General features: G+C 37.8%; 22 protein-coding genes. 6 read left to right on the forward strand and 16 right to left on the reverse strand.

The genetic code is table 11. The features are described from left to right. Positions 1–20: 20 nt before the first annotated feature. The 5 genes from U9M49_RS12320 to U9M49_RS12340 all read right to left on the reverse strand — a co-directional run bounded on the left by U9M49_RS12320 (position 21) and on the right by U9M49_RS12340 (position 4,419). The gene (locus U9M49_RS12320; protein WP_095371425.1) at positions 21–1,211 is read right to left on the reverse strand and encodes an NRAMP family divalent metal transporter; all 1,191 of its coding nucleotides are present in this window, start codon (positions 1,209–1,211) and stop codon (positions 21–23) included. After that, entirely contained in the window at positions 1,211–1,975 is a 765-nt protein-coding gene (locus tag U9M49_RS12325) for a LamB/YcsF family protein (RefSeq protein WP_095371424.1), read from the reverse strand. Before U9M49_RS12325 ends, U9M49_RS12320 begins: the two co-directional genes overlap by 1 nt. Before the next feature lie 10 nt (positions 1,976–1,985). Further along, entirely contained in the window at positions 1,986–2,975 is a 990-nt protein-coding gene (locus U9M49_RS12330; protein ID WP_095371423.1) for a biotin-dependent carboxyltransferase family protein, read from the reverse strand. Further along, the gene (gene pxpB / locus U9M49_RS12335; protein WP_095371422.1) at positions 2,972–3,685 is read right to left on the reverse strand and encodes a 5-oxoprolinase subunit PxpB; all 714 of its coding nucleotides are present in this window, start codon (positions 3,683–3,685) and stop codon (positions 2,972–2,974) included. The genes U9M49_RS12330 and pxpB overlap by 4 nt, the downstream gene beginning before the upstream one ends. Before the next feature lie 188 nt (positions 3,686–3,873). Continuing rightward, complete coding sequence (locus tag U9M49_RS12340; protein WP_095371421.1) at positions 3,874–4,419, reverse strand: TetR/AcrR family transcriptional regulator; 546 nt, start codon at positions 4,417–4,419, stop codon at positions 3,874–3,876. 227 nt (positions 4,420–4,646) lie between these two features. Between U9M49_RS12340 and U9M49_RS12345 the strand changes: the two genes are divergently transcribed. Continuing rightward, on the forward strand, positions 4,647–5,555 hold the full coding sequence (locus U9M49_RS12345) for a LysR family transcriptional regulator (protein WP_095371420.1): 909 nt from the start codon (positions 4,647–4,649) through the stop codon (positions 5,553–5,555). A gap of 130 nt (positions 5,556–5,685) precedes the next feature. Here the strand turns inward: U9M49_RS12345 and U9M49_RS12350 are convergent, their stop codons facing one another. Together U9M49_RS12350 and U9M49_RS12355 are read right to left on the reverse strand one after the other, a co-directional pair. Then, entirely contained in the window at positions 5,686–7,032 is a 1,347-nt protein-coding gene (locus U9M49_RS12350; RefSeq protein ID WP_095371419.1) for a GntP family permease, read from the reverse strand. Between the two features lie 23 nt (positions 7,033–7,055). Further along, entirely contained in the window at positions 7,056–8,192 is a 1,137-nt protein-coding gene (locus U9M49_RS12355; RefSeq protein ID WP_322909880.1) for a glycerate kinase, read from the reverse strand. 185 nt (positions 8,193–8,377) lie between these two features. Between U9M49_RS12355 and U9M49_RS12360 the strand changes: the two genes are divergently transcribed. After that, complete coding sequence (locus tag U9M49_RS12360; RefSeq protein ID WP_095371417.1) at positions 8,378–9,466, forward strand: CdaR family transcriptional regulator; 1,089 nt, start codon at positions 8,378–8,380, stop codon at positions 9,464–9,466. A 159-nt stretch (positions 9,467–9,625) separates the two neighbouring features. On the opposite strand, the gene U9M49_RS12365 is transcribed toward U9M49_RS12360, so the two are convergent. Further along, positions 9,626–10,450, reverse strand: coding sequence for a methyl-accepting chemotaxis protein (locus U9M49_RS12365; protein ID WP_095371416.1), 825 nt, complete (start codon positions 10,448–10,450; stop codon positions 9,626–9,628). Positions 10,451–10,612: 162 nt separating this feature from the next. On the opposite strand from U9M49_RS12365, the gene U9M49_RS12370 reads away from it, so the two are divergent. Beyond that, positions 10,613–11,395, forward strand: a complete 783-nt coding sequence (locus U9M49_RS12370; RefSeq protein WP_095371415.1) for an STAS domain-containing protein — start codon at positions 10,613–10,615, stop codon at positions 11,393–11,395. Between the two features lie 93 nt (positions 11,396–11,488). On the opposite strand, the gene U9M49_RS12375 is transcribed toward U9M49_RS12370, so the two are convergent. The 3 genes from U9M49_RS12375 to U9M49_RS12385 all read right to left on the reverse strand — a co-directional run bounded on the left by U9M49_RS12375 (position 11,489) and on the right by U9M49_RS12385 (position 14,360). After that, positions 11,489–12,859 (reverse strand): alanine/glycine:cation symporter family protein, encoded by a 1,371-nt coding sequence (locus U9M49_RS12375; protein ID WP_095371414.1) that lies wholly within the window; start codon positions 12,857–12,859, stop codon positions 11,489–11,491. A 530-nt stretch (positions 12,860–13,389) separates the two neighbouring features. After that, positions 13,390–13,662, reverse strand: a complete 273-nt coding sequence (locus U9M49_RS12380) for a GNAT family N-acetyltransferase (protein WP_095371413.1) — start codon at positions 13,660–13,662, stop codon at positions 13,390–13,392. A gap of 251 nt (positions 13,663–13,913) precedes the next feature. Next, positions 13,914–14,360: a cupin domain-containing protein gene (locus U9M49_RS12385; protein WP_095371412.1), complete on the reverse strand. Its 447-nt coding sequence runs from the start codon at positions 14,358–14,360 to the stop codon at positions 13,914–13,916. Between the two features lie 224 nt (positions 14,361–14,584). Between U9M49_RS12385 and U9M49_RS12390 the strand changes: the two genes are divergently transcribed. From U9M49_RS12390 to U9M49_RS12400, 3 genes are read left to right on the forward strand one after another with little or no spacing between them, the layout of a single operon-like run. Further along, a complete protein-coding gene (locus U9M49_RS12390) occupies positions 14,585–15,310 on the forward strand; it encodes a GntR family transcriptional regulator (protein WP_095371411.1) in 726 nt (241 codons plus the stop codon). Then, positions 15,307–16,854, forward strand: a complete 1,548-nt coding sequence (gene gntK / locus U9M49_RS12395) for a gluconokinase (RefSeq protein ID WP_095371410.1) — start codon at positions 15,307–15,309, stop codon at positions 16,852–16,854. The genes U9M49_RS12390 and gntK overlap by 4 nt, the downstream gene beginning before the upstream one ends. A 15-nt stretch (positions 16,855–16,869) precedes the next feature. After that, positions 16,870–18,216, forward strand: a complete 1,347-nt coding sequence (locus U9M49_RS12400; RefSeq protein ID WP_095371409.1) for a GntP family permease — start codon at positions 16,870–16,872, stop codon at positions 18,214–18,216. A gap of 196 nt (positions 18,217–18,412) precedes the next feature. Here the strand turns inward: U9M49_RS12400 and U9M49_RS12405 are convergent, their stop codons facing one another. The 5 genes from U9M49_RS12405 to U9M49_RS12425 form a co-directional block, all read right to left on the reverse strand. Next, positions 18,413–18,628, reverse strand: a complete 216-nt coding sequence (locus U9M49_RS12405; RefSeq protein ID WP_095371408.1) for a hypothetical protein — start codon at positions 18,626–18,628, stop codon at positions 18,413–18,415. 331 nt (positions 18,629–18,959) lie between these two features. Further along, complete coding sequence (locus U9M49_RS12410; protein ID WP_322909881.1) at positions 18,960–19,796, reverse strand: MetQ/NlpA family ABC transporter substrate-binding protein; 837 nt, start codon at positions 19,794–19,796, stop codon at positions 18,960–18,962. A gap of 22 nt (positions 19,797–19,818) precedes the next feature. Next, the gene (locus U9M49_RS12415; protein WP_322909883.1) at positions 19,819–20,481 is read right to left on the reverse strand and encodes a methionine ABC transporter permease; all 663 of its coding nucleotides are present in this window, start codon (positions 20,479–20,481) and stop codon (positions 19,819–19,821) included. Beyond that, positions 20,474–21,220: a methionine ABC transporter ATP-binding protein gene (locus tag U9M49_RS12420; RefSeq protein ID WP_095371405.1), complete on the reverse strand. Its 747-nt coding sequence runs from the start codon at positions 21,218–21,220 to the stop codon at positions 20,474–20,476. Before U9M49_RS12420 ends, U9M49_RS12415 begins: the two co-directional genes overlap by 8 nt. A gap of 179 nt (positions 21,221–21,399) precedes the next feature. Then, on the reverse strand, positions 21,400–22,149 hold the full coding sequence (locus U9M49_RS12425; protein WP_251162420.1) for an SDR family NAD(P)-dependent oxidoreductase: 750 nt from the start codon (positions 22,147–22,149) through the stop codon (positions 21,400–21,402). Positions 22,150–22,543: the final 394 nt, after the last annotated feature.

Genomic DNA, 22,543 nt, shown 5'->3' on the forward strand with positions numbered 1-22,543 from the left:
TATTCACACCTTTCAAGCTATTATTCAAACAATTGTGGAATCCCATTAATTAAAGAGTAACCGCCCATTAATGCCATAACAATGACAATTAGTAGTCCAAACAAGGTTAACCATAAAGGATGTTTATAATCGCCAACAATCTTCGCCTTATGTGCAGCAATTAACATCACACCTAGAGCGATAGGCAAAATTAGTCCATTTAATGAACCAACTAATACGAGAATTTTCACTGGTTGTCCAATAATAACAAATACAAGGGTAGATATTGCGATAAAACCTACTGTAAACCATTTCGCATTTTTATCAATGAAATGGGTGAATGTCCGAATAAATGAAACGGATGTATAGGCCGCACCAACGACAGATGTAACCGCTGCTGCCCACATAATCACACCAAATATTTTATAGCCAACATTACCGGCAGCATGCTGAAACACGGATGCTGCTGGATTATCAGGGTTTAAAGTTAACCCTTGAGAAACAATCCCTAAAGCAGCTAAGAAAAGGAAAATTCTCATTAATGAAGCAATTCCAATGGCACTCACTGCACTTCTTGTTACTTGTGGTAAAGCTTCTTTCCCTTTAATACCAGCATCTAATAAACGATGCCCACCGGCAAAGGTAATGTAACCACCGACTGTTCCTCCTACTAGTGTAACAATAGCTAAAATATCAATCGTTTCAGGTACAAATGTACGTGTCACAGCTTCACCAACTGGAGGAGAGGCAGTAAACATGACATAAACCATCAATCCAATCATGACAAACCCTAGCACTTGTGTGAAACGGTCCATTAGCTTTCCTGCTTCTCTGACAACAAAAATACCAATAGCAACTAATCCACTTAATAAAGCGCCTAATTCTGGAGAAACACCAAATAATACATTCGTTCCAAGTCCAGCTCCAGCAATATTACCGATATTAAAAGCCAGTCCCCCCATCACTATGAGTAAGGCCAAGAAATAACCTAATCCAGGTAAAACCTGATTAGCGATATCTTGGGCTTTCTTTTCTGAGACGGCTAAAATTCGCCAAATATTTAATTGTGCTCCGATATCTATGATAATTGATACTAAAATAACAAACCCAAAGCTTGCTGCTAGTTTTTCTGTAAAAACAGTTGTTTGTGTTAAAAAGCCCGGCCCTATTGCTGAAGTAGCCATTAGGAAGGCTGCACCTAAAATAATACTTCTAGTTGATTGTGTTTTCATTAAGCTTCTCCTATTCGTCTCACTTGTATATTTTCTTTTTGTAGAGTCGCATGAATGAGTTTAGCAAATGCCAATGCATGTTTGCCGTCACCATGAATACAAACAGTATCTGCTAAGATGTCAACATCCTTTCCACTTACAGACGCTACTTTCCCTTCCTTTACCATACGAACGACCTGTGCGACCGCTACCTCTTGCTCGGTAATTAATGCATTTGATTCTCTCCTTGAAGTCAAGGAACCGTCATCTTGATACGTACGGTCAGAGAATACTTCACTTGCCGTTTTTAAACCTATCTTCGCACCCGCTTTTACTAGCTCGCTACCAGCTAAGCCAAACAAAATTAATTCTGGATCGACTTTGTACACCGCTTCTGCAATAGCTTCAGACAACTGAGCGTCTTTTGCTGCCATATTGAAAAGGGCTCCGTGTGGTTTAACATGTTGCAACTTTCCTCCCTCAGAATGAACAAAAGCGGACAATGCGCCAATTTGGTAGACAACAATATCATACGCTTCTTGAGGGGAGATATTCATTTCTCTTCTACCAAAGCCAACTAAGTCTTGTGTTCCTGGATGAGCACCAATCCCCACTTTTTTCTCTAATGCCAGTTTCACTGTCTTACGCATCGTTGTTGCATCACCTGCATGAAAGCCACAAGCAATATTTGCACTGGTCACATAATTTAATATTTCTTCATCATTACCAATTGAATAGTTTCCAAAACTCTCACCTAAATCACAGTTTAAATCAATCTTTATCATCGTTATCCCCCTATTGATATTTTATTTGGATACTCCTTTTATACTCATAGAGCCTTTGCTCCTTTTGAATAAAGAGCTTTTGAGCTTCTGTAAAAGATATTTTTTCAAAATATACCTCTTCTCCAGGCTTTGTTTGGGCCAATACATGTAAATCGATGGATGCCACCTGCCCAATCTTCGGGTATCCCCCAGTCGTTTGCCTATCAGCCATTAAGATGATTGGTTGCCCATCGGGAGGTACTTGAATGGTCCCCATAGCAACAGCCTCTGAGATCATTTCTTTCTCTTCTGATAATGCGAGTGCACTACCATTCAGGCGATATCCCATTCGATCCGATTGTGAAGCTACCTTATAAGGGTTATTGAATAATGCTATTTTGCTTTCTTTATTAAAAAGAGAAAATTGCTTCCCTTCAATGACTCTAATTCTTTGATTAGAGGGTCTTCTCATCTGAATCGGTATATGCCATTTTGCTTCAACAAATGGCTTGTCAGATTGTTTTAATGAAGCGATCATTTTTTTCGATAAGCTACTCTTCTCTTTTACAGTTAATCGATCGCCTTTTTGAAGCGCGCGCCCATTATGTCCACCAATATGTGCACGTAAATAAGTAGCATAACTATCCATGACCAACTCGACATCAAAACCACCAGCAATGGCTAAATAAGTACGACAGCCCTCTTTATACGAGGCGAATGTTAGCTCACTTCCGGCATTTACCCAAATAGGTTTCCACAGACTTACTTGCTGTCCATTAATTTGCGGACCGATATCTCCACCACAAAGACTAATCAAACAATCTTCGTGAAAAACAATTCGTGGGCCGATTAATGTCATTTCTAATGTAGGTTGTTCTTCGGAGTTCCCGACAAGCATATTCGCAATCTTATGAGCATCTTGATCCATGACACCACTGGCGATTACACCATATTTCTGGTATCCTGTTCGGCCAAGATCTTGTAGGGTCGATAATAAACCTGGTTTCTTAATCTCTATCATGACTGTTCAGCCTCCAATTGCTTATACTCATCAAAGCTAATTGGCTTAAATTGAATGCGATCGCCAGCCCTTAACAAAGTTGGCATTTCTTCCTGTGGTGTAAATAATTCGATTGGCGTCCTTCCAATCAATTGCCAACCTCCAGGTGTTTCAATAGGATATACACCTGTTTGCATCCCTGCAATCCCAACAGTCCGAGCTGGAATTTGTAGCCTTGGTGATTTCCTCCTAGGTGCAGCAATCTTATCAGACATCCCTCCAATGAATGGAAACCCCGGGGCAAAACCAATCATATGGACCAAATAATCACCAGCTGAGTGAATTTCGATTACTTCATCTGGTGTTAGGTGATTTAACCGGGCAACCTCATGTAAATCGGGACCAAATTCTCCACCATAACAGACAGGAATGTCAATTTTCCTGGAAGATAGGCGATTTTGTGTATCCACAGATTTTAATAATTCATTCAGTTCTGCGCATACAAATTCATAAGGTAGTTGTTCTTTATCGCATAATTGACTAACCTTCCAAATGTCATAAAATACCGCAATATTCGTGTAAGCTGGAATGCATTCCTTCATCCACGGTAAGCGTTGATCCTCGAGAAAATTCGAGAACATTTGAATTTTTTGTTGGGTTTCAGATGAAATCTGATCCCCTAATTCTATAAGAAGAGCTTGGTCTCCCAACGGACAAAAATGCCATTTCAATTTACACCCCTCCTTATCTAAGCTGTTCAGTTTATTTGTAAAAAATTCAATTATACTAATAATCTATCTATACAGATTATTTTATTTAAATAATACAATAAAGTATTAAAAATAAAAAGCAACCCTAACGATATTTACTATCTTTCAATAATAAAGATTGTTAGAGTTGCTTTATTGATGAATGCTTATTAGTTTTTTGTATTTAATTGATAATGATTCATCAAGTTCGTGATTTGATTACAAAAATGAGTAGCATTTTTCTCGCAATCCTCTTTTACCCAGTTTAGTATAATTTTGGTGAACCCGCCAATTTGAAATTGAATTAAGTATTCTGCAATATCAACGTCAGTGAAAACTTCCGCTAGCCCCTCTTCGATCATTTCAATGAATTCTTCCATAACTAAGTATTCCAAATCATGTGCAAATAGCTTTCTCAATACTGGTTTTTGTAGTTCTGTGATCATAAACATCATATGGATCATTTGCGCTATAGTTAGATTATCTTGTTTCTTCCTCATATTGAATAAATCTCTATACAATTGACGTAAATAGATGCGTATAATATCTTCTTTTGTGCCAAAGTTTCTATAAAAAGTTATTCGTGCAATCCCTGCTTGTTTCGTAATTGCTGATATTTTTATTTCACGAAATTGAAATTGATTCATCAAATCCATTAAAGCACTACACACAATCTCACGTGTTTTGGTTACTTGCTTATTCGTTGCTTCATTCAATTGTCTACTCCTTTTTAAGGATATTATTTACTTTTAACTCTATAAACACAATTGCTCTAATCTAGTTCTAAATTCTCAATTAATTACAACGAAACACATTCTTTTTACCTATAACATATTTATTTTAACACAAAACGCTCTATAAAAACCTGCTCAAAAATATATAGATAGAATCGTCGAATTAACAGTATACTAATTTTGAATCCATAAAAACTAGGTGATAGTAAATGACCTTTGATCAACTAAAACATTTTTCAACTGTGGCAAAAACACAATCATTCACTGTGGCAGCTCATGAACTTTTCCTTTCTATATCGGCATTAAGTCAATCCATCAGTAGTTTAGAGACCGAGCTAGGATTGATGTTGTTTAAACGCTCCCGTTCTGGTGCCCATTTAACTGCTGAAGGCGCTCTATTAATTGAAAAGGCCGAAGAAATCATGAAGATGACGAAAGAGTTTCAAACATTCGCACAAGCGCAAACAGAAAAACTCCAAGGACATCTTCGTATTTCTACAATACCAGGTCCTTCAAACGCTTTACTTGCCGCTGTATTTTCATTTAAGAAAGAACATCCAAATGTCTCCATAGAGCTTCAAGAGTTAGGACCAAAGGAGATAACAGAAAAACTAATCAACGAAGAAATGGACGTGGGTATGCTTGTTGTTGGACCATCTTCTGAAGTAAATGAAGATAAATTCCACTTTGAACCACTGCTAGAAGGCTATATGGTTGCTGGCGTACAAGCTCATTCCACACTTGCTGAAAAGCCTTTTATTTCAAAAAAGGATTTATCAAGATATCCCATTATTTTATATCAAGATGCTTACCTTAATCAGACGATCAAACAGCTTCTTGATAACAATAGCCAAAGAAATCTAGTTGTAAAAACCAATCATACAAATGCAATTACCCAATGGGTATCTAGTGGTAATGCAATAACGATTGGACTTGATTATTCATTTCAGCATATTGACGGGATTACCGGGGTGAAAATACAAGAATTAAAAGAAGAAAGAGTTCACTACGGCTGGGTTCATTTAAAGAAAAAACATATAAACCGACTGACAGATATTTTTCTTGAAACATTAAATCAGGAAATTAATAAGCTTATTGCGCAATCAAACGAGATGTGACATTTATGAAAAGGAACGTCCTCTGCATAAGGAAATGAAAATTGACTAAGAACATCCGTTTAAAGGTGTAAAAATCCGAACGCACACGAACCCTAAAAAAGGCATTCGAGTGACTGTTCGGATTTTCTTCTTATACTAAAATAACCCACAAAATCATTGCTACGATGATAGAAACAAGTCCTTGTAATAATGTCGCCATCGTTTGAGCTTTGTAAGCATCAGTTACCTTCATACCAGTAAATTGTGTAACAACCCAGAAGTAACTATCGTTCACATGACTAACGGTCATTGCACCCGCTCCAATAGCCATTACAACTAATGCTAGCGGTACTGCTCCTTCAATACCGACAACCGGAAGCATTGGGGCAATTAATGAAGATGTTAGTACTAATGCTGTAGTTGATGAACCTTGTGCTGACTTTAATGCTGCGGCAATCAAGAAAGGGATAATCAAGAAAAGCGCACCCGTAAACATATCGGAAATGTCCCAACCTTGAATAATATCCGCAACACCAGAGTTTTTGATTACTGTTCCAAAAACCCCGCCTGCTCCGGTAATTAAAAGTACTGGCGCGGCATCTAATAATCCTTTACCAACCCAATTAGTTAATGTTTCCTCATTAAATTGAGGTAATAATGGTAGAGCAGCGAGAATACCTATGAACAATGCTATAACTGGTGTACCTAAGAAACCAATAAATTGTGCAAACCAACCTTCGTATCCCAGAACGGCAACAATTGAACCTAAACCGATTAATAGAATGGGTAAAATAATTGGGAAGAACGCTTGAAAAGTCGAAGGCATCTTACCAAATGAAGCGACAACCTTATCATAATCGAATTCTTCTGTGTTACGATCCTCTGGAACTTCAATTTTTGTTGCTACTTTAACTGACCAAAGATAACCAATGGCAGCAGCAGGAATGGCCACAATAAAACCAATTAAAATCACTGTTCCTAAATAGGCTTCTGCACCAATATTTCCCGCAGCGGCAATTGGGCCTGGTGTTGGTGGTACAAGTGTATGAGTGGCATATAATCCTGTAGCTAGTGCTACAGACATTGAAGCCATCGTTACTTTAGCTCTCTTAGCTAATGCCTGGCGTAAACTATTAAGAATAATAAAACCAGAATCACAGAACACTGGAATAGAAACGATGAAACCAATAATACTCATGGCAAGCTGTGGTCTCTTTGGACCCACGATACGTAACACAACCTCTGCCATTCGATAAGCCGCACCTGCTTTTTCTAAGATCACTCCAATAATTGTTCCAAACACAATGACAAGACCGATACTTGTCATAACACCGCCAAATCCACTATTAATGCTCTCAACTATTAAATCAAATGGCATTCCTGATGCAAATCCAACGAATAGAGCACCTATTAGTAAAGACATAAATGGATGAATCTTAAACTTTGTTGTCGCTAATACGATAATTAAAACCCCAATAGCAATGATGAAGAATAACATTCTTTTCCCTCCTAAAAATGGATTTATCTTTGAAACGCAATAAATGTTCTCATTACTCGTTCAGCAGCATCCGCTAGCAATTCTGCTGAACGCTCCATCGCCTCGTCTAACTCCATAGGACTTGTCACTAAACTGTGGACACTAGTAATGCCATATTCATATAACTCTTCAATACCTTTACCAATAGAACCCGCTAGAACAAAGACAGGAATATGATTTATTCTCGCTGCCTCTGCCACACCCATAGGTGTCTTACCAGAGGCTGTTTGAAAATCACACTGGCCTTCACCAGTAAATACACAATCGGCATTCACCATTTTTTCCTTTAGTCCAGTGTACTCAATAACAAGATCAATCCCTCTTTTCATATCTGCATTGAAAAAGGCTTGGAAAGCACCACCAATTCCTCCTGCTGCACCTGCACCCGGCCGATCATGTAAGCGAACTTTAGTCGCATGCTCAATCACATCTGCCCAGTTACCCATATAGTGATCTAACGTCTCAACCACTTCAGGACTTGCCCCTTTTTGAGGACCAAAAACATGGGAAGCACCATTAGGACCAATAAACGGATTCTGTACATCAGAAGCGATTAGAAATTGACAATCCTTAATCCGCGAATCAAGAGAGTCTAATTGAACAGACGTAACTTCACCTAGCGCTTCACCACCAAGACCAATTTCATCTCCGGCATCGTTCATTATTTTTAGCCCTAGAGCTTGTAACATACCAGCTCCGCCATCATTGGTAGCGCTTCCACCAACTGCTAAAATAAAATGGCGATAACCATCATCTAACGCTTTCTTAATTAATTCTCCTGTGCCAAAAGTTGTAGCAATCAGTGGATTGCGTTCACTATTATCTATAAGCTCTAGACCAGAGGCACTCGCCATCTCAATAACACATGTCTTTTCATCGCCGAGTACACCATACTCCGCCGCGACCTTTTTGTGTAATGGACCCATCACACTAACTTTTACCTTTTTCCCCCCCGTTGCGGAAACAAGACTATCCATTGTTCCTTCTCCACCATCCGCTACAGGAACAGAAATAACTTCGCACGAAGGAAGCGCTTTCTTAACACCTTTAGCAATTGCTTCTGCAGCAGAAACACTCGATAAGCTACCCTTATATGAATCAGGTGCAATAACTACTTTCATAAACTCGCCACCTAACATCTATTGTGTTATCCTTATTATAATTATGTGTCATACTATTTGTCATCGTTATGATTGAACAAAAAAACAGATTATTTTGGTTAAATTTTTATCTATTATAAACAGATTGTGATATTATTTTACTGATATATAACAAACGAAATGAAGAGAATAAGGATGGGCCATATATGTTAACTCGTGAAATTGCCGCAGAAATTGTTAAGCAAACCATGGTTAGACTGGATAGAAATATAAACATTATGGATGATAGAGGCAAAATAATTGCATCTGGTAACCCCGATCGAATCAATATGATTCATGAGGGAGCAACAGAAGTTTTACGTACTGGTAGAGCTGTCACCATTAGTGATAAGGATATACAGTGGAAAAACTCATATCCCGGTGTTAACCTACCTATTCATTTTCAAAAAAAAATCATCGGTGTGATTGGCATTACTGGTGACCCAGATGAAATTTTTGAATTTGGTGAGTTAGTAAAAATGATTACAGAGATGATGATTCAACAATCCTTTAGTTTAGATCAGTTAGAGTGGCAACAAAAAGCGAAGGATCATTTATTCGATGATTTATTGCAGGACTCAATTGAAGATTCATCGATTGAACAACGATTTAAACTATTTGAGATTCATCTTTTGCCCCCCTTTCAAGTGTCAGTCATTAAAACAGATATGCCCAAATTGAAAAAAAATGACTTCATCCAATGGGTGGAAAGATTTTTTCCCAAAGAGAATACATTGATTGGTTTCCTAGGAATCAATCAACAATTTATACTTCATACCGGGTTAACAGAGGAGCAAATCATTCATCGGTATCAAAGTTTCATTTCATTTATAGAAGAAAATCAACTTACTGCAAGAATTGGGTTGGGTTCCAATGTGAAGACTGTCAATAACATTCAACATTCCTATCAGCAATCCATTTCGGCTTTAACATTAAGTGCAGAGTCTTCTATTTTTGCTACTTTTAAAGATATTGAAGCACAAGCATTACTGAATGAACTGAGTGAAGCATCTAAAACTTACTATTATACAAGAGTACTGAATGGACTTTCTGAGAAGCTAATTGAGACACTTGAAAGCTTGTTTGCAAATAATTTAAACCTTGGAGAATGTGCGAAAAGTTTATTTATCCATAGAAACTCACTCATTTATCGGCTAAAGAAAATCAAAGAAATAACCGGATATAACCCACAGCATACTCTCGATGCGATTACATTGCAACTTGCGATTTGGCTTAGACAAATGCATAAAGAGTAACTGGTTAAATACCTTCCTCACTTGTTGGTTCTCTGACTCTTGTAAAAATACCATTTGTGATTTCAAGTAAAAAAAGCTCGCCATCTGGTGAGCTTTTCTAATCTATCTACTAATTAATGAAATAAAATACTTTGAAAAACCCAAATCTGGTGGACCATACTAATTAGACAATCGCGCAAACGACTGTAAAGTTTCATCTATATCATCTTTTGTCCGTGAAACAATATCTTTTAGCTCATCAGTTATCTCATACACATTCACGACTTGCTCTGTAATATTCTCAATATTTATATTTACTTCTTTCATCGCATTATCAGCTGAGACAGATAGCTTTTTAACTTCTTTGGCAACAACTGCAAACCCTCTTCCTTTTTCACCAGCATGAGCTGCCTCAATAGCAGCATTAATTGCCAATAAATTCGTCTGAGATGCAATATTTCGAATAAGTTTAGATGTTTCTTCAATTAGCTTCATTTGTTGTTTCAACGTTTCTAAAGCTAATACCTTTTCATTAGAGTTAGATAATACCAGTTCAACCAGATGTGTGGGCGCCATTTTTAATTTTGAGATCATCTCATTTGTATGCTGCTCCCTTTCAGTAATGTCCGTGGCAATTTTTAAAACTCCCTTTACCTCTCCTTTCGTTCCTATAACAGGAATATATGTCGCTTCTAACCACAATAATTGGCCAAACTTACCCACTCTTTTGATTTTCTCTTGAAACTTTCTTCCCCTTCTCAAATTACGCCATAGCTCAAGATAGGTTGAACCATTCACCTCTTCAATAGTACAGAAATTCTGATGATCCATTCCTACCATTTCTCCTGACTGATACCCCAGTACTCTGGCAAAATTATCGTTAACCCATATCACTTCTCTATCCAAATTAAACTCAATCATGGCTAAATTTCTCTCCAGTGATGCTAACACTTCATTATTATCTAACACTTGATGATTTTCCTGAAAACCAATTGTTGTATTCATACATGCTCCCTTTCATACGCTAGTAGTTCTTTTTACCCACATCAAACATAAACGAAACCTACAACAGAATATAGTTTTATTTCATCTACTTAAACAAAAAGGTCTTTCCTTTGTTTTTTGCCAAAAAGGAAGAGATAATAAATAGATGGAAATTTGCCAAAGGTGGGGTTAGCACTGAATAAAATGAATATGGAACTCATATTAAAGACACTTGATTATACACGCGTTGGTATTTTAATTACCGATCCGAGTAAGCATGATAACCCTATTATCTATTCTTCTAAAGGTTTTACTGATATAACAGGTTACACCAAAGAAGAGGTAATCGGTAATAATTGTCGTTTTCTACAAGGCGAGCAAACAAGTAATGAAACCATTGCTCGTATTAGAGAAGCAGTAACAAGAAAAGAATCCATACAATGTGAAGTTCTAAATTATAAGAAGAACGGCGATATTTTCTGGAATCACTTAACAATTGATTCGGTTTATATGGAAGAGGAGGAAGCCCATTTTTTTATCGGTGTTCAACATGATATAACTGAACAGAAAGAGGCCGAGCAAAAGTATTTACAGTCCTTACAGAGAATCGAAGAACTTGAAACACCTATTATTCCACTCACAGATAAGGTATCTGTTCTCCCTTTAGTTGGAGAGATGAATGAAAGTCGTTACCATAAGATGACAACGCAATTATTGCAATCATTAGAGAATACATTTGCTGAAACCCTATTAATCGATGTAAATGGATTAACTACTTATAATGAAGAAATTATGCAAAGATTTATTGAACTAGCAAATGTATTATCATTAATGGGTACTTCTATGATATTGTGTGGAATCAAACCGGCAATGGCACAGAAATCAATTACATTTGCCGATCGACCTACAAGTAAGCTTAGAACCGCTAGTACAATTAGAGCTGCTCTTGATATTGCTTCTAAATAAAGGAAAAATGCAACTCTAATTGATAGCAGTTGCATTTTTTTCAAATGATTATTTTTGTGTCAGGCTAAACTTTCAATGAATAAACACAACAACTTATCCTGCCATTGATTGTTTCTTCTCTTCTTGTTTCTCTTTTTTTCTAATCTCAGTGAATTTCCGGGATTCAGCCACAATGACTGGAGATAGAAGCAAGAGAGCAATTAAGTTTGGTAAGGCCATTAGTGCATTAAAGATATCAGCAATTCCCCAAACCATTTCTAACTCTAAAGCCGAGCCAATGAGTACTGTTATGACAAACAGCACCTTGTATATCACTGCATTTTGATCACCAAATAAATAACCAAAACATTTCTCGCCATAATAAGACCAGCCAATAATAGTCGAATAAGCAAAGAACATAATACCAATAACTACAAGCATATTACCTACACCAGGTAAGAAGAATTCAAATGCTTCTCCCGTTAAACTAGAAGCATTTTCATGCCCGACATAAAGACCACTTAATACAATCGTTAAACCAGTAATCGAACAAACAATAATTGTATCAATAAATGTTCCTGTCATTGAAACTAACGCTTGTCTACCAGGATAATCTGTTTTAGCCGCTGCGGCTGCGATGGGTGCTGAACCAAGCCCCGCTTCATTAGAGAATACCCCACGAGCGATACCATAACGAATGGCCATCCCGACTGCACCACCAGTTGCTGCGGATGGGTTAAAGGCCTCAGAGATAATAAAACCTAATGCTTGAGGTACTTCAGTAATATTCATAAAGATAATAATAAGTCCACCAGCTAAATAAAATAATGCCATGAAAGGAACGAATATACCCGTAACTCGACCAATTCCTTTAATTCCACCTAACAGTACTAATCCTGTTAATACCATTAGAACAACACCCGTAATCCATGGGTTCACCCCGAAATTGGCTTCAAATGAGCCAGCAACAGTATTTGCTTGTGTCATATTACCAATTCCAAATGATGCCAAAAATCCAAAGAGAGCAAATAATACAGCTAACCATTTCCAGCCGAGACCTTTTTCAATATAATACATCGGTCCCCCGGAGATTTCACCTTTACTATTCGTCACGCGGTATTTAACTGCTAAAATGGCTTCACCGTATTTTGTCGCCATTCCAAAAAATGCAGCTAACCACATCCAGAATAAAGCACCGACCCCACCAAGCATCACTGCTGTCGCTACACCGGTAATATTTCCTATCCCAAGTGTGGCTGCCATTGCTGTCATCAAAGATTGAAAGTGGGATATATCCCCTTTATCTTTATTGTTTTTATCACTTTTACTAAAAGTAAGCTTTAAGGCATACGGAAGTTCCCTTATTTGGATAAACCCTAACCTAAAAGTAAGGAAGATCCCCGTTCCCACTATCAATACTAGGGTTACTGGCCCCCATACAAAATTACCTACTACGCTTATTAAGTTCTGTAGCCATTCCATCATTTTCCCTCCTCTTTAATTTTCTGTTATACAACAATAAACAATTAGATTGAATTATTATATTATAATAGATTCTTTACAAAAAATAAATACGAATTAAAGCATTACCACGTTATTTTGTTGAACATTTTCTAAATTTTTATCATAGTAAGAAAATTAACTTAACTTATAAAGTCTAAAAATTCTAAACTATTAGCCTATAATTCTCTTCTTATATAAGAATCACCTCTTTTTTCTTCAAAATAATGATGAATTCTGTCGAACAAATAACCAATACTTTTGTTTTAAGAATATATTACTGTAAAATTAAATCTTTTGAAGCGGGAACAATGCCTTAAGGGAGAGGAGATTTACCCCATAGGAGTCCTTTAAAGAACCTAGATGGGTTGTATTTATTCAAACACATCTTAAAAAATTTAAGTGGTAGACCATCCTATCATATCTAACGATAGTGTTTTAAATTTGAACATTACATGGGAGGAATCACTTGATTGAAGCGAATAAAAAAAGTAGGGGTCGCCTACTTTTTTGGTTTAAGCTTGCACTTCCCGATATTCTGCTTTCTTCTTAAATAGGGCAGCGACAAAGGGACAAGCTGGGACAATTTTTTTATTTTGACTTTTCACCTCTTGCACAACCGAATCCACTAGTTGTTCAGCAAGTCCAGTCCCTCTTGCTTCTTCCTCTACATATGTATGATCAATAACAATGGTGTGATCGTTTCTTTCCGAAAAAGTAACTTCTCCTTGTTCCTTCCCACTATCATCGATACCATAATGTCGATTGCTTGCTTTTTTAATTTCCACGCCTCACACCTCCTTCTTTTGAATGATGGTCTTCATGATGCTTTTCTCAAAAACACGAACCGTACACGTTATAAGAGCAGCGTACCTTTTTAATTATAGTATGTGCTAATGTTTACTGGGATATGTACTATTTTCGCTTTGGTTTATCCATCTGAATGACGGGCAACTCCTACTTGCTCGGCCTTCATCTTTGCTTTTTATGGAGGAATCCTATACGGTCCCACCTTGTTTACCCTGGTAGAACTATGGCTCTATTTTTTTGGAAACGATAAGTTACCATGATGATAATAGTAGGGTTCACTTTCAATTGCCATTACGGTATGTTGACGAAGTGCTTTTGACGTGAGTATTCTAGGCTCATTTAACTCTTGTACCTGCGATGCAAAAATGGTTTGAGGCAGAGGACAATCAAAAGCATTTAACCATTGACTATCTTTTTTAGCTTGTATAAGGTGCCAACATCCTTTGGGGATATTAACTACTTGGTTGGGGGAAATAGTGAACAACTTGATTTGATGTACATCTGGTAACACAAATGATACTTCTATTCTCCCCTGTACACAATATAAGAGTGAAGAAGCATTCAGGTGACATTGAATGGGTGTCACTTCACCCTTCTCTAAGGAGACAATCAATAAGGTAATATTCTCATCATTACAAAACACCCTTCCCACTCCTTCAACATCAAATTGCTTCATTATATGTAACCTAAATGGAATAGTGACGAATGATTTATCTTAAATAGTGAATAATAATTAAATCTTTATTTGAGCTAAGAATACCTTTCTAAGAGGATTCGTCCTCCACCCTTCCCCCCATTTCCTCCATACTGAAAAAAACAATTCTTATTAACTCCTTGAATAATCGAAAATTCGAGATATAATACTTGTATACAAGTATACTAAAATGAGAAGGTGTTATGATGAACGAACCAATAGAATTTCTCTACCCTTCCAAATGGCTTACGAAAGCTTCGACAGGTGAGCGCGTTGTAAGTGAATTAAGGATGCAAATTCTCTCAGGACGTATTGAAAGCGGTACCATTCTTTCTGAAAATAAATTAGCTGCTGACTTTTCAGTAAGTCGATCACCAATAAGAGAAGCATTAAAAATTCTTTCTGCTGAAAATATTATTCGCCAAGAACGAATGGGTGCAGTCGTCATTGGCTTATCCGAGAAAGAAATAGAAGAAATATATGATGTGCGTATTCTTATTGAAACGTTTATCTATCAACGACTTGTACGTTCAGATATTACAGACCTTGTAAAAGAACTCAATAAGATTTTAGAAATGATGAAAGTCTCTATTAAATATAATGATGCGGATGAATTCTCACTTCAGGATTTACAATTTCATGAGACAATTATTCGAGCCGCTGATCACTCATATATATTAATGATCTGGAATAATTTAAAACCAGTCATGGAAGGATTGATTCTATTATCCATGCGTAAGCGTTTTAAAGAAAACCAGCACGATTTCGAACGCATATTCACAAACCACGCACTCTATATTGAAGCGATTGAGAAAAAAGATAAAACATTAATGATTCAATCTCTCCATCAAAATTTTGATGATGTGCAAGGAAGAGTTGAAGATATGTGGAAATCCCAAGAAATTCTTGCAGAAGGGGGCGGAACAAAATGACAACCTATATGTTAGGTGTAGATATTGGAACAACCAGCACAAAGGCTGTTCTTTTTACAAAAGACGGGAAAGTCATTCAAAAAGAAAACATCGGCTACCCATTGCATACACCAGATATGTCTACAGCTGAGCAGGACCCTGAAGAAATCTATCAAGCGGTCAAGCAGGCGATAACGAACATTATGAAAAAAAATAGAGAAATGATGCCAGCATTTATTTCCTTTAGTAGTGCCATGCATAGCCTAATTGCTATCGATGAGAATGATCAACCATTGACTCCATGTATTACATGGGCCGATAACCGCAGTGAATCATGGGCACATAAAATTAAAGATGAATGGGGTGGCCATGAGATTTATAAACGTACAGGGACCCCTATTCATCCAATGTCCCCATTGAGTAAAATAACATGGATCACAAATGAACGCCCAGAAATAGCCCAAAGAGCGAAAAAATACATTGGCATAAAAGAGTATATTTTCAAGAAGTTCTTTAACCAATATGTTGTTGATTATTCTATCGCATCAGCAATGGGAATGATGAATCTTACTGAATTAACATGGGACAAAGAAGCATTAAAGATAGCGGGCATTCGCGAGGACCAGCTATCCACCCTTGTTCCCACAACTCAGATATTCACGCACTGTGACAGTGAGCTTGCCTTACAAATGGGACTTGACCCTCATACCCCTTTTGTTATCGGCGCAAGTGATGGTGTCCTCTCTAATCTTGGTGTCAATGCAATTGGCAAAGGGGAAATCGCCGTCACCATCGGAACTAGTGGAGCCATTCGTACGATTATTGACCGTCCGCAAACAGATGAAAAAGGCCGGATTTTCTGTTATGCACTAACGGAAGATCATTGGGTCATTGGTGGCCCTGTTAATAATGGTGGGATTGTCCTCCGTTGGATTCGTGACGAATTTGCCTCATCCGAGGTAGAGACTGCCAAACGTTTAGGACTCGATCCATATGAAGTGTTAACAAAAATTGCTGAACGTGTGAGACCGGGTGCAAATGGACTTATTTTCCATCCTTTCCTTGCGGGTGAAAGAGCACCTGTATGGAATCCAGATGTTCGAGGCTCATTCTTTGGTTTAACCCTTTCACATAAAAAAGAACATATGATTCGCGCCGCATTAGAAGGTGTCATTTTCAACTTATACACTGTTTTCCTCGCACTTATGGAGTGTATGGACGAACCTGTTACGCGTATTCAAGCGACAGGCGGATTTGCCCGCTCTGCTGTTTGGCGCCAAATGATGGCGGATATTTTTGATTCTGAAGTGGTCGTACCTGAAAGCTATGAAAGTTCCTGCTTAGGGGCATGTATCCTTGGGTTATACGCTACAGGAGAGATTGAAAATTTTGCAGTAGCTTCTGACATGATCGGTAGCACACATAAACATACACCAGATGAAGATGCAGCAAATGCGTATCGTCAACTAATGCCTAGCTTTATCAACCTGACAAGAGTATTAACAGAGGAATATACAAAAATCGCTAACTACCAAAGAGGCTTGATTGGAAAAGATAGCGAATAAAAAGGAGAGAAAACTATGCCATTATTTATTGTTGCTTTAGGTATCATTGCCCTATTGCTCCTTATTATGGGGCTCAAACTCAACACATTTGTCTCACTTATTATCGTTTCATTTGGTGTTGCCCTAGCTCTTGGCATGCCTGCATCAGAAATTGTTGGCACGATTGAAAGCGGTCTTGGTGGAACACTTGGACATATCGCCCTAATCTTTGGTCTAGGTGCTATGCTTGGTAAATTAATCGCTGATGCTGGCGGTGCACAAAGAATTGCAATGACCCTTGTCAATAAGTTTGGTGAGAAAAATATCCAATGGGCAGTTGTCGTATCATCCTTTATTATCGGGATTGCCCTATTCTTTGAAGTAGGTCTTGTATTACTTATTCCCATCGTATTTGCGATTTCAAGAGAATTAAAAGTATCGATTCTTTATCTCGGTATCCCAATGGCAGCAGCATTATCTGTTACACATGGTTTCTTACCGCCTCACCCTGGTCCAACCGTCATTGCTGGTGAGTACGGTGCAAATATCGGTGAAGTTCTATTATATGGGATGATTATTGCTATCCCAACAGTGATTATTGCTGGTCCAGTTTTCACTAAAATTGCGAAGAAAATCGTACCAAACTCATTCACAAAGAGCGGAAATATTGCTTCTTTAGGTGAGCAAAAACAATTTAAACTTGAAGACACACCAGGGTTTGGTATCAGTGTATTTACAGCGATGTTACCAGTTATCCTTATGTCGATTGCAACAATCGTTACTTTACTTCAAGAAACGATGGGCTTTAGCGATAGCATAATCGTTATCGTGATTAAGTTCATTGGTGATGCTTCAATCGCGATTTTGATCTCTCTACTTGTGGCCATTTACACAATGGGCATTGGCCGCAATATTCCAATTAAACAAGTAATGGACTCTTGCACAACAGCCATCACACAAATTGGAATGATGCTACTGATCATCGGTGGCGGTGGTGCTTTCAAGCAAGTATTGATTGACGGTGGGGTTGGTGATTATGTTGCCCAATTATTCGAAGGCACGACCCTTTCACCTATCTTATTAGCCTGGACCATCGCAGCCATCTTGAGAATTTCCTTAGGTTCTGCGACAGTTGCAGCATTAACAACAGCTGGACTTGTTATCCCTTTACTCGGTCAAACAGACGTTAACCTAGCTCTCGTTGTACTCGCAACAGGTGCAGGTAGCTTAATCGCATCCCACGTCAATGATGCAGGTTTCTGGATGTTTAAAGAGTATTTTGGTTTATCAATGAAAGAAACGTTTGCTACATGGACATTATTAGAAACAATCATTGCCATTTCAGGCCTAGTATTTACTTTATTATTAAGCTTGATTGTTTAAGTGACAAAAAGCAAAAGCCGAGAGAGTTACGATCCACTCACTCGGCTTTTTGCTTTGTTATTAGCTAATTCGGAGAGAACCGTTATCGTATCAAAAAGCCGATCTGAAATTATAAAAGCTTGAATGGGATGGAAAATATCGTTAGAGGTTTAAGAAAATTAAAGGCACGCACAATGAGTCATACATAAACATCGGTCTAAACGTTCTTGCTGTAAGCTACTGTGACTTTGCGTGTACAACTTTGGTTTTTTATTCGATTTTTTGCGCGTATTCCCTGTTTGTGCGCACTTCTTTCCTTTTCTCCACTCACTTTTGCGCGTATTTCCTGTTTACGCGCACTTTCTTCCTTTTCTCCACTCACTTTTGCGCGTATTTCCTGTTTACGCGCACTTTCTTCCTTTTCTTCACTCACTTTTGCGCGTATTCCCTATTTGCGCGCACTTCTTTCCTTTTCTCCCTCGACTTTTGCGCGATCATCCCGCTTCATTTCCCACCAACCAATTCATTAAGAAGGTTCTGATTCAATACATCAGACTCACATAGACAGACACATTCATAAAATGCAACAAGAGGCTGGGACAAAAGGTTTTCCGCAAATGAAAAAACGAACTAATATTTGAAACTCTATTTTAGAGCTTCAGATTAGTTCGTTTTTTATTATTTTTCACGTATTTAGTTTAGTTAAGAATTAGAAGTGAATAATTTAGTTTTGTTCCAGCTTCTAGATCATAGACATTTCTATGTTATTCAAATGCCGGAATCGCCGTTTCATCATAATTTTCTTCTAAGAATTTTTTCACTTCAGGGCTTGTCATTGCTTCTGCAAGTTTTTGAATCGCTTCTGAATCTTTGTTATCTTCGCGAGCGACAAGTGTAATGGCAAAGTCATTATCAATACCTTCTGTTAGTAGTGCATCACTTTTTGGTGTTAAGCCCAGTGGTGCAGCATAAGCAGGAGTCATTACGACTGCATCAGCATCATCATACATTCTCGCTAGCATTAATAAATCTACCTCTTCGAACTGATAATTCTTTGGATTAGATGTGATGTCTGATTTCGTATAATATGGACCTGTTTTTTCTTTTAATTCAATCACATCATGTTGCGCTAGTAATGCTAATGAACGGTCAATATTGGATACATCATTGGCAATGGCAATCGTTGCTCCTTCAGGTAAATCAGCTATATCTTCAAAGTTCTTTGAATAAACACCATAATTAGCAAAATAAATCTCTTGTATTGCCACTAAATTCGCATCATTACTACGATTGTACTCCTCCATATAAGGAACATGTTGAAAAAAGTTTGCATCTACTTCTTTTGCCGCTAATGCTGTATTGGGTTGCACATTATCACTTAGCACAACCATCTCTAGATGAATGCCCTCTTCTTTCAGTTGTGGCGCTACTAACTCAAGAATCTCTGTCATCGGTGGAATAAGCGAAGCGACTTTTAGTGTTACCTCTTCTTTACTGTCACCACCATTTATTTGTTTATCGTCTGTTTGATCTTCTGTTTCTTGACCACAAGCAGCAAGCATCAAAATACTTAGTATCATTAAAGCAAATAGTCTTTTCATATTTTCCTCCTTCAGTATGTAATCATCTCTTATCAATCACTCTCGCAACTGTTGTCCCAATAAACTGGATGCACTGTACCAGAATGACCATAATAATGATCATATATATCATTAAATCCGTCATAAATTGTTGATATCCATAGCGAATGGCGAAATCACCAATTCCTCCACCACCTACTACCCCCATAATAGTGGAATAGGATATAAAACTAATAATTGAAGTCGTTAAGCCAAGGACTAGCCCTGAACGTGCTTCGACAAACAAAAATTTGAAGACAACTTCGACAACCGATGCCCCCATTGCCTTTGCTGCCTCTATTACGCCTCTAGGGACATCTAATAAAGACTGCTCTACAAGGCGAGAATAATGTGCGATAGCGATAATAGAAAGCGGTACAGTTGCTGCCGCTGTGCCTATCGCTGTCCCAATAATGAACCTTGTAAAAGGAATCAAGAAGACGACTAATAATAAAAATGGAAAAGAACGAATCGTATTAACCAATAAATTTAAAATCGAAAAAACAGCTCGGCTTTCGAGTAAATTCCCTTTTCGACAAAGAAAAAGTAGTGTTCCAACAGGGAGTCCCACGATGACAGCGGCAAAAATAGACATCCCCACCATCGCAAAAGTCTCGCCAATCGCTTGCCATATTTCCGCCTCATACCTTTGCAATACTTCAGGCATCCCCGCTCACCTCACCTGTTAATTTTTCAATAAAATATTCAGGGGTGTGGTCCACATCAGGGATGCCTTTTGGTTCTAGCTCGATTGTCTTATAGACAGAACCATCTGCCATGACCGATACGCGGTGACAAATGCTTTGTATAACCTCCATCTCATGGCTAACAATGACAATCGTGACCCCTAATGTACGATTAATCTCCTCTAGCACAGCGAGAATTTCTGCTGTTGTATGAGGATCAAGCGAAGAAGTTGGTTCATCGCATAATAACACCTTAGGCTCGTTCGCAAGGGCCCTAGCAATCGCCACTCTTTGTTTTTGACCGCCACTTAAACTTTGTGGGTACTGCTTTTCCAAATGAGCAAGACCGACGAACCTCAAGCATTCCATCACTCTTTCTCTTCGTCGATGCTTCGGATAGTTTGCTAGCTGAAGACAAACCTCGACATTATCATAAATGGTTAAATTCGCCACAAGATTAAAATGCTGAAAAATCATCCCCATTGATTTTCTCGCTTCTCTTAACTGTTTTGGTTTCATCGTCATCAAGTTTTTTCCATCAACAACGACTTCACCGCAATCGGGTACTTCAAGCAAGTTCATTAACCGTAGTAATGTCGATTTCCCCGCTCCACTTGCACCAATGATGCCGTAGATCTCGCCTTCATTTACTTCGATATCAACCGCTTTAATCGCTTCATAATCAGCGAAGCGTTTACTTATATCATGCATTTGAATCAAATGAAATAAACCCCCTTTCCATTTATGAAAGGTAATCAATAACGGATATATTATAGCTCAATCCCTCTATAATGTCATTTTGACGGGCATTTACAAACATTCTGTCTACTTATAATGATGGAATCTGAATTAGAGACAAAAAAATCCCCCGCCATTTATTTTGGTAGGAGATTTTTGAATTAATGTAATTTTATTGATCCACCATCAACAAGAATAGTTTGTCCAGTAATGTAGTTTGAATCTTCACTTGCTAAGAATACAGCTACTTTTCCGATATCATTTTCAGGATCACCTAAACGGCGTAATGGAATCTTATTTACCATCGCATCATATGCTTCTGGCGCATGTTGCTTCCATTGTTCAACACCTGGTGTTAAAGCAATTGGAGAAATCAAGTTAATATTAATATGATCAGGTCCCCATTCATTTGCTGTTACACGTGTGATGGCACGTATCGCTTCTTTCGCAGCAGCATAAGCTGTTTGTGTCACTTGTCCATCAATTCCCGCTCCTGAAGCAAAATTAATGACTTTTCCTTTATTTTTCTTTAACTCAGGATACGCCGCTTGCATAAAGCGAACCGTTGGATAAAAACCAGTGTTAAAAGAAAGGTCAAAATGTTCTTGAGTTGTTTCATTAAAGAGCACCTGCTTAGATACATGTGCATTATTTACGAGAATATCAAGTTTACCAAACTTCCTAACAACTTCTTCAACAATTTGCGTAATGTTTTCTTGTACTGTGATATCTTTGATAAACAGCATACCTTCTGTGTGAACACGAATCTCTGCTAATGTCTCTTTCCCTTTTTCTTCATTCACATCAACAATGGCAACATGCGCGCCTTCTTTTGCCATCGCAAGCGCCATTCCTCTTCCGATTCCAGAAGCACTCCCAGTAATAATCGCAACCTTACCATTCAATTTCATGAGAAAGACCCCTTTATTAAAATAATATATTTAGACGTCTAAATACTTTACGAATAAATCATATCAGATTATATTAGGATTTGACAATAGATAATACTTACACACTAAGGGAAATATAGGGTTTAGAACAGCAACATTACGGACGGATTTCATAAATGATTTATTAATAACCGGAGAGGGAAAAGGGTTTGTATAGAAAAACGCCAGGGGACTAAAGGGCTATTTTCACAAAAGTTACATTTATTCTGTCAGATTATGCGGGTAGTTCGCCTATGCACAATCATAAATACGCTACTCTGAACTCGTATCTAATCACAATCATTTTCCAAAATTCCTCTGATTTTCAACTATTTATCATTCGGCTGTTCGGACAGGCTTACAATATTCCCCACCA

Source organism: Cytobacillus sp. OWB-43 (assembly GCF_034651445.1).
Lineage (GTDB): Bacteria > Bacillota > Bacilli > Bacillales > Cytobacillaceae > Cytobacillus > Cytobacillus kochii.

Bases quoted from the DNA above. Each gene is read 5' to 3' on its own strand.
- U9M49_RS12375 (WP_095371414.1), bottom strand. From the start codon at position 12,859: ATGATGGAATGGCTACAGAACTTAATAAGCGTAGTAGGTAATTTTGTA.
- U9M49_RS12410 (WP_322909881.1), bottom strand. From the start codon at position 19,796: ATGAAAAGACTATTTGCTTTAATGATACTAAGTATTTTGATGCTTGCT.
- gntK (WP_095371410.1), top strand. From the start codon at position 15,307: ATGACAACCTATATGTTAGGTGTAGATATTGGAACAACCAGCACAAAG.
- U9M49_RS12330 (WP_095371423.1), bottom strand. From the start codon at position 2,975: ATGATAGAGATTAAGAAACCAGGTTTATTATCGACCCTACAAGATCTT.
- U9M49_RS12360 (WP_095371417.1), top strand. From the start codon at position 8,378: ATGTTAACTCGTGAAATTGCCGCAGAAATTGTTAAGCAAACCATGGTT.
- U9M49_RS12425 (WP_251162420.1), bottom strand. From the start codon at position 22,149: ATGAAATTGAATGGTAAGGTTGCGATTATTACTGGGAGTGCTTCTGGA.
- U9M49_RS12385 (WP_095371412.1), bottom strand. From the start codon at position 14,360: ATGAAGCAATTTGATGTTGAAGGAGTGGGAAGGGTGTTTTGTAATGAT.
- U9M49_RS12350 (WP_095371419.1), bottom strand. From the start codon at position 7,032: ATGTTATTCTTCATCATTGCTATTGGGGTTTTAATTATCGTATTAGCG.
- U9M49_RS12415 (WP_322909883.1), bottom strand. From the start codon at position 20,481: ATGCCTGAAGTATTGCAAAGGTATGAGGCGGAAATATGGCAAGCGATT.
- U9M49_RS12400 (WP_095371409.1), top strand. From the start codon at position 16,870: ATGCCATTATTTATTGTTGCTTTAGGTATCATTGCCCTATTGCTCCTT.
- U9M49_RS12320 (WP_095371425.1), bottom strand. From the start codon at position 1,211: ATGAAAACACAATCAACTAGAAGTATTATTTTAGGTGCAGCCTTCCTA.
- U9M49_RS12345 (WP_095371420.1), top strand. From the start codon at position 4,647: ATGACCTTTGATCAACTAAAACATTTTTCAACTGTGGCAAAAACACAA.
- U9M49_RS12355 (WP_322909880.1), bottom strand. From the start codon at position 8,192: ATGAAAGTAGTTATTGCACCTGATTCATATAAGGGTAGCTTATCGAGT.
- U9M49_RS12390 (WP_095371411.1), top strand. From the start codon at position 14,585: ATGAACGAACCAATAGAATTTCTCTACCCTTCCAAATGGCTTACGAAA.
- U9M49_RS12365 (WP_095371416.1), bottom strand. From the start codon at position 10,450: ATGAATACAACAATTGGTTTTCAGGAAAATCATCAAGTGTTAGATAAT.
- U9M49_RS12325 (WP_095371424.1), bottom strand. From the start codon at position 1,975: ATGATAAAGATTGATTTAAACTGTGATTTAGGTGAGAGTTTTGGAAAC.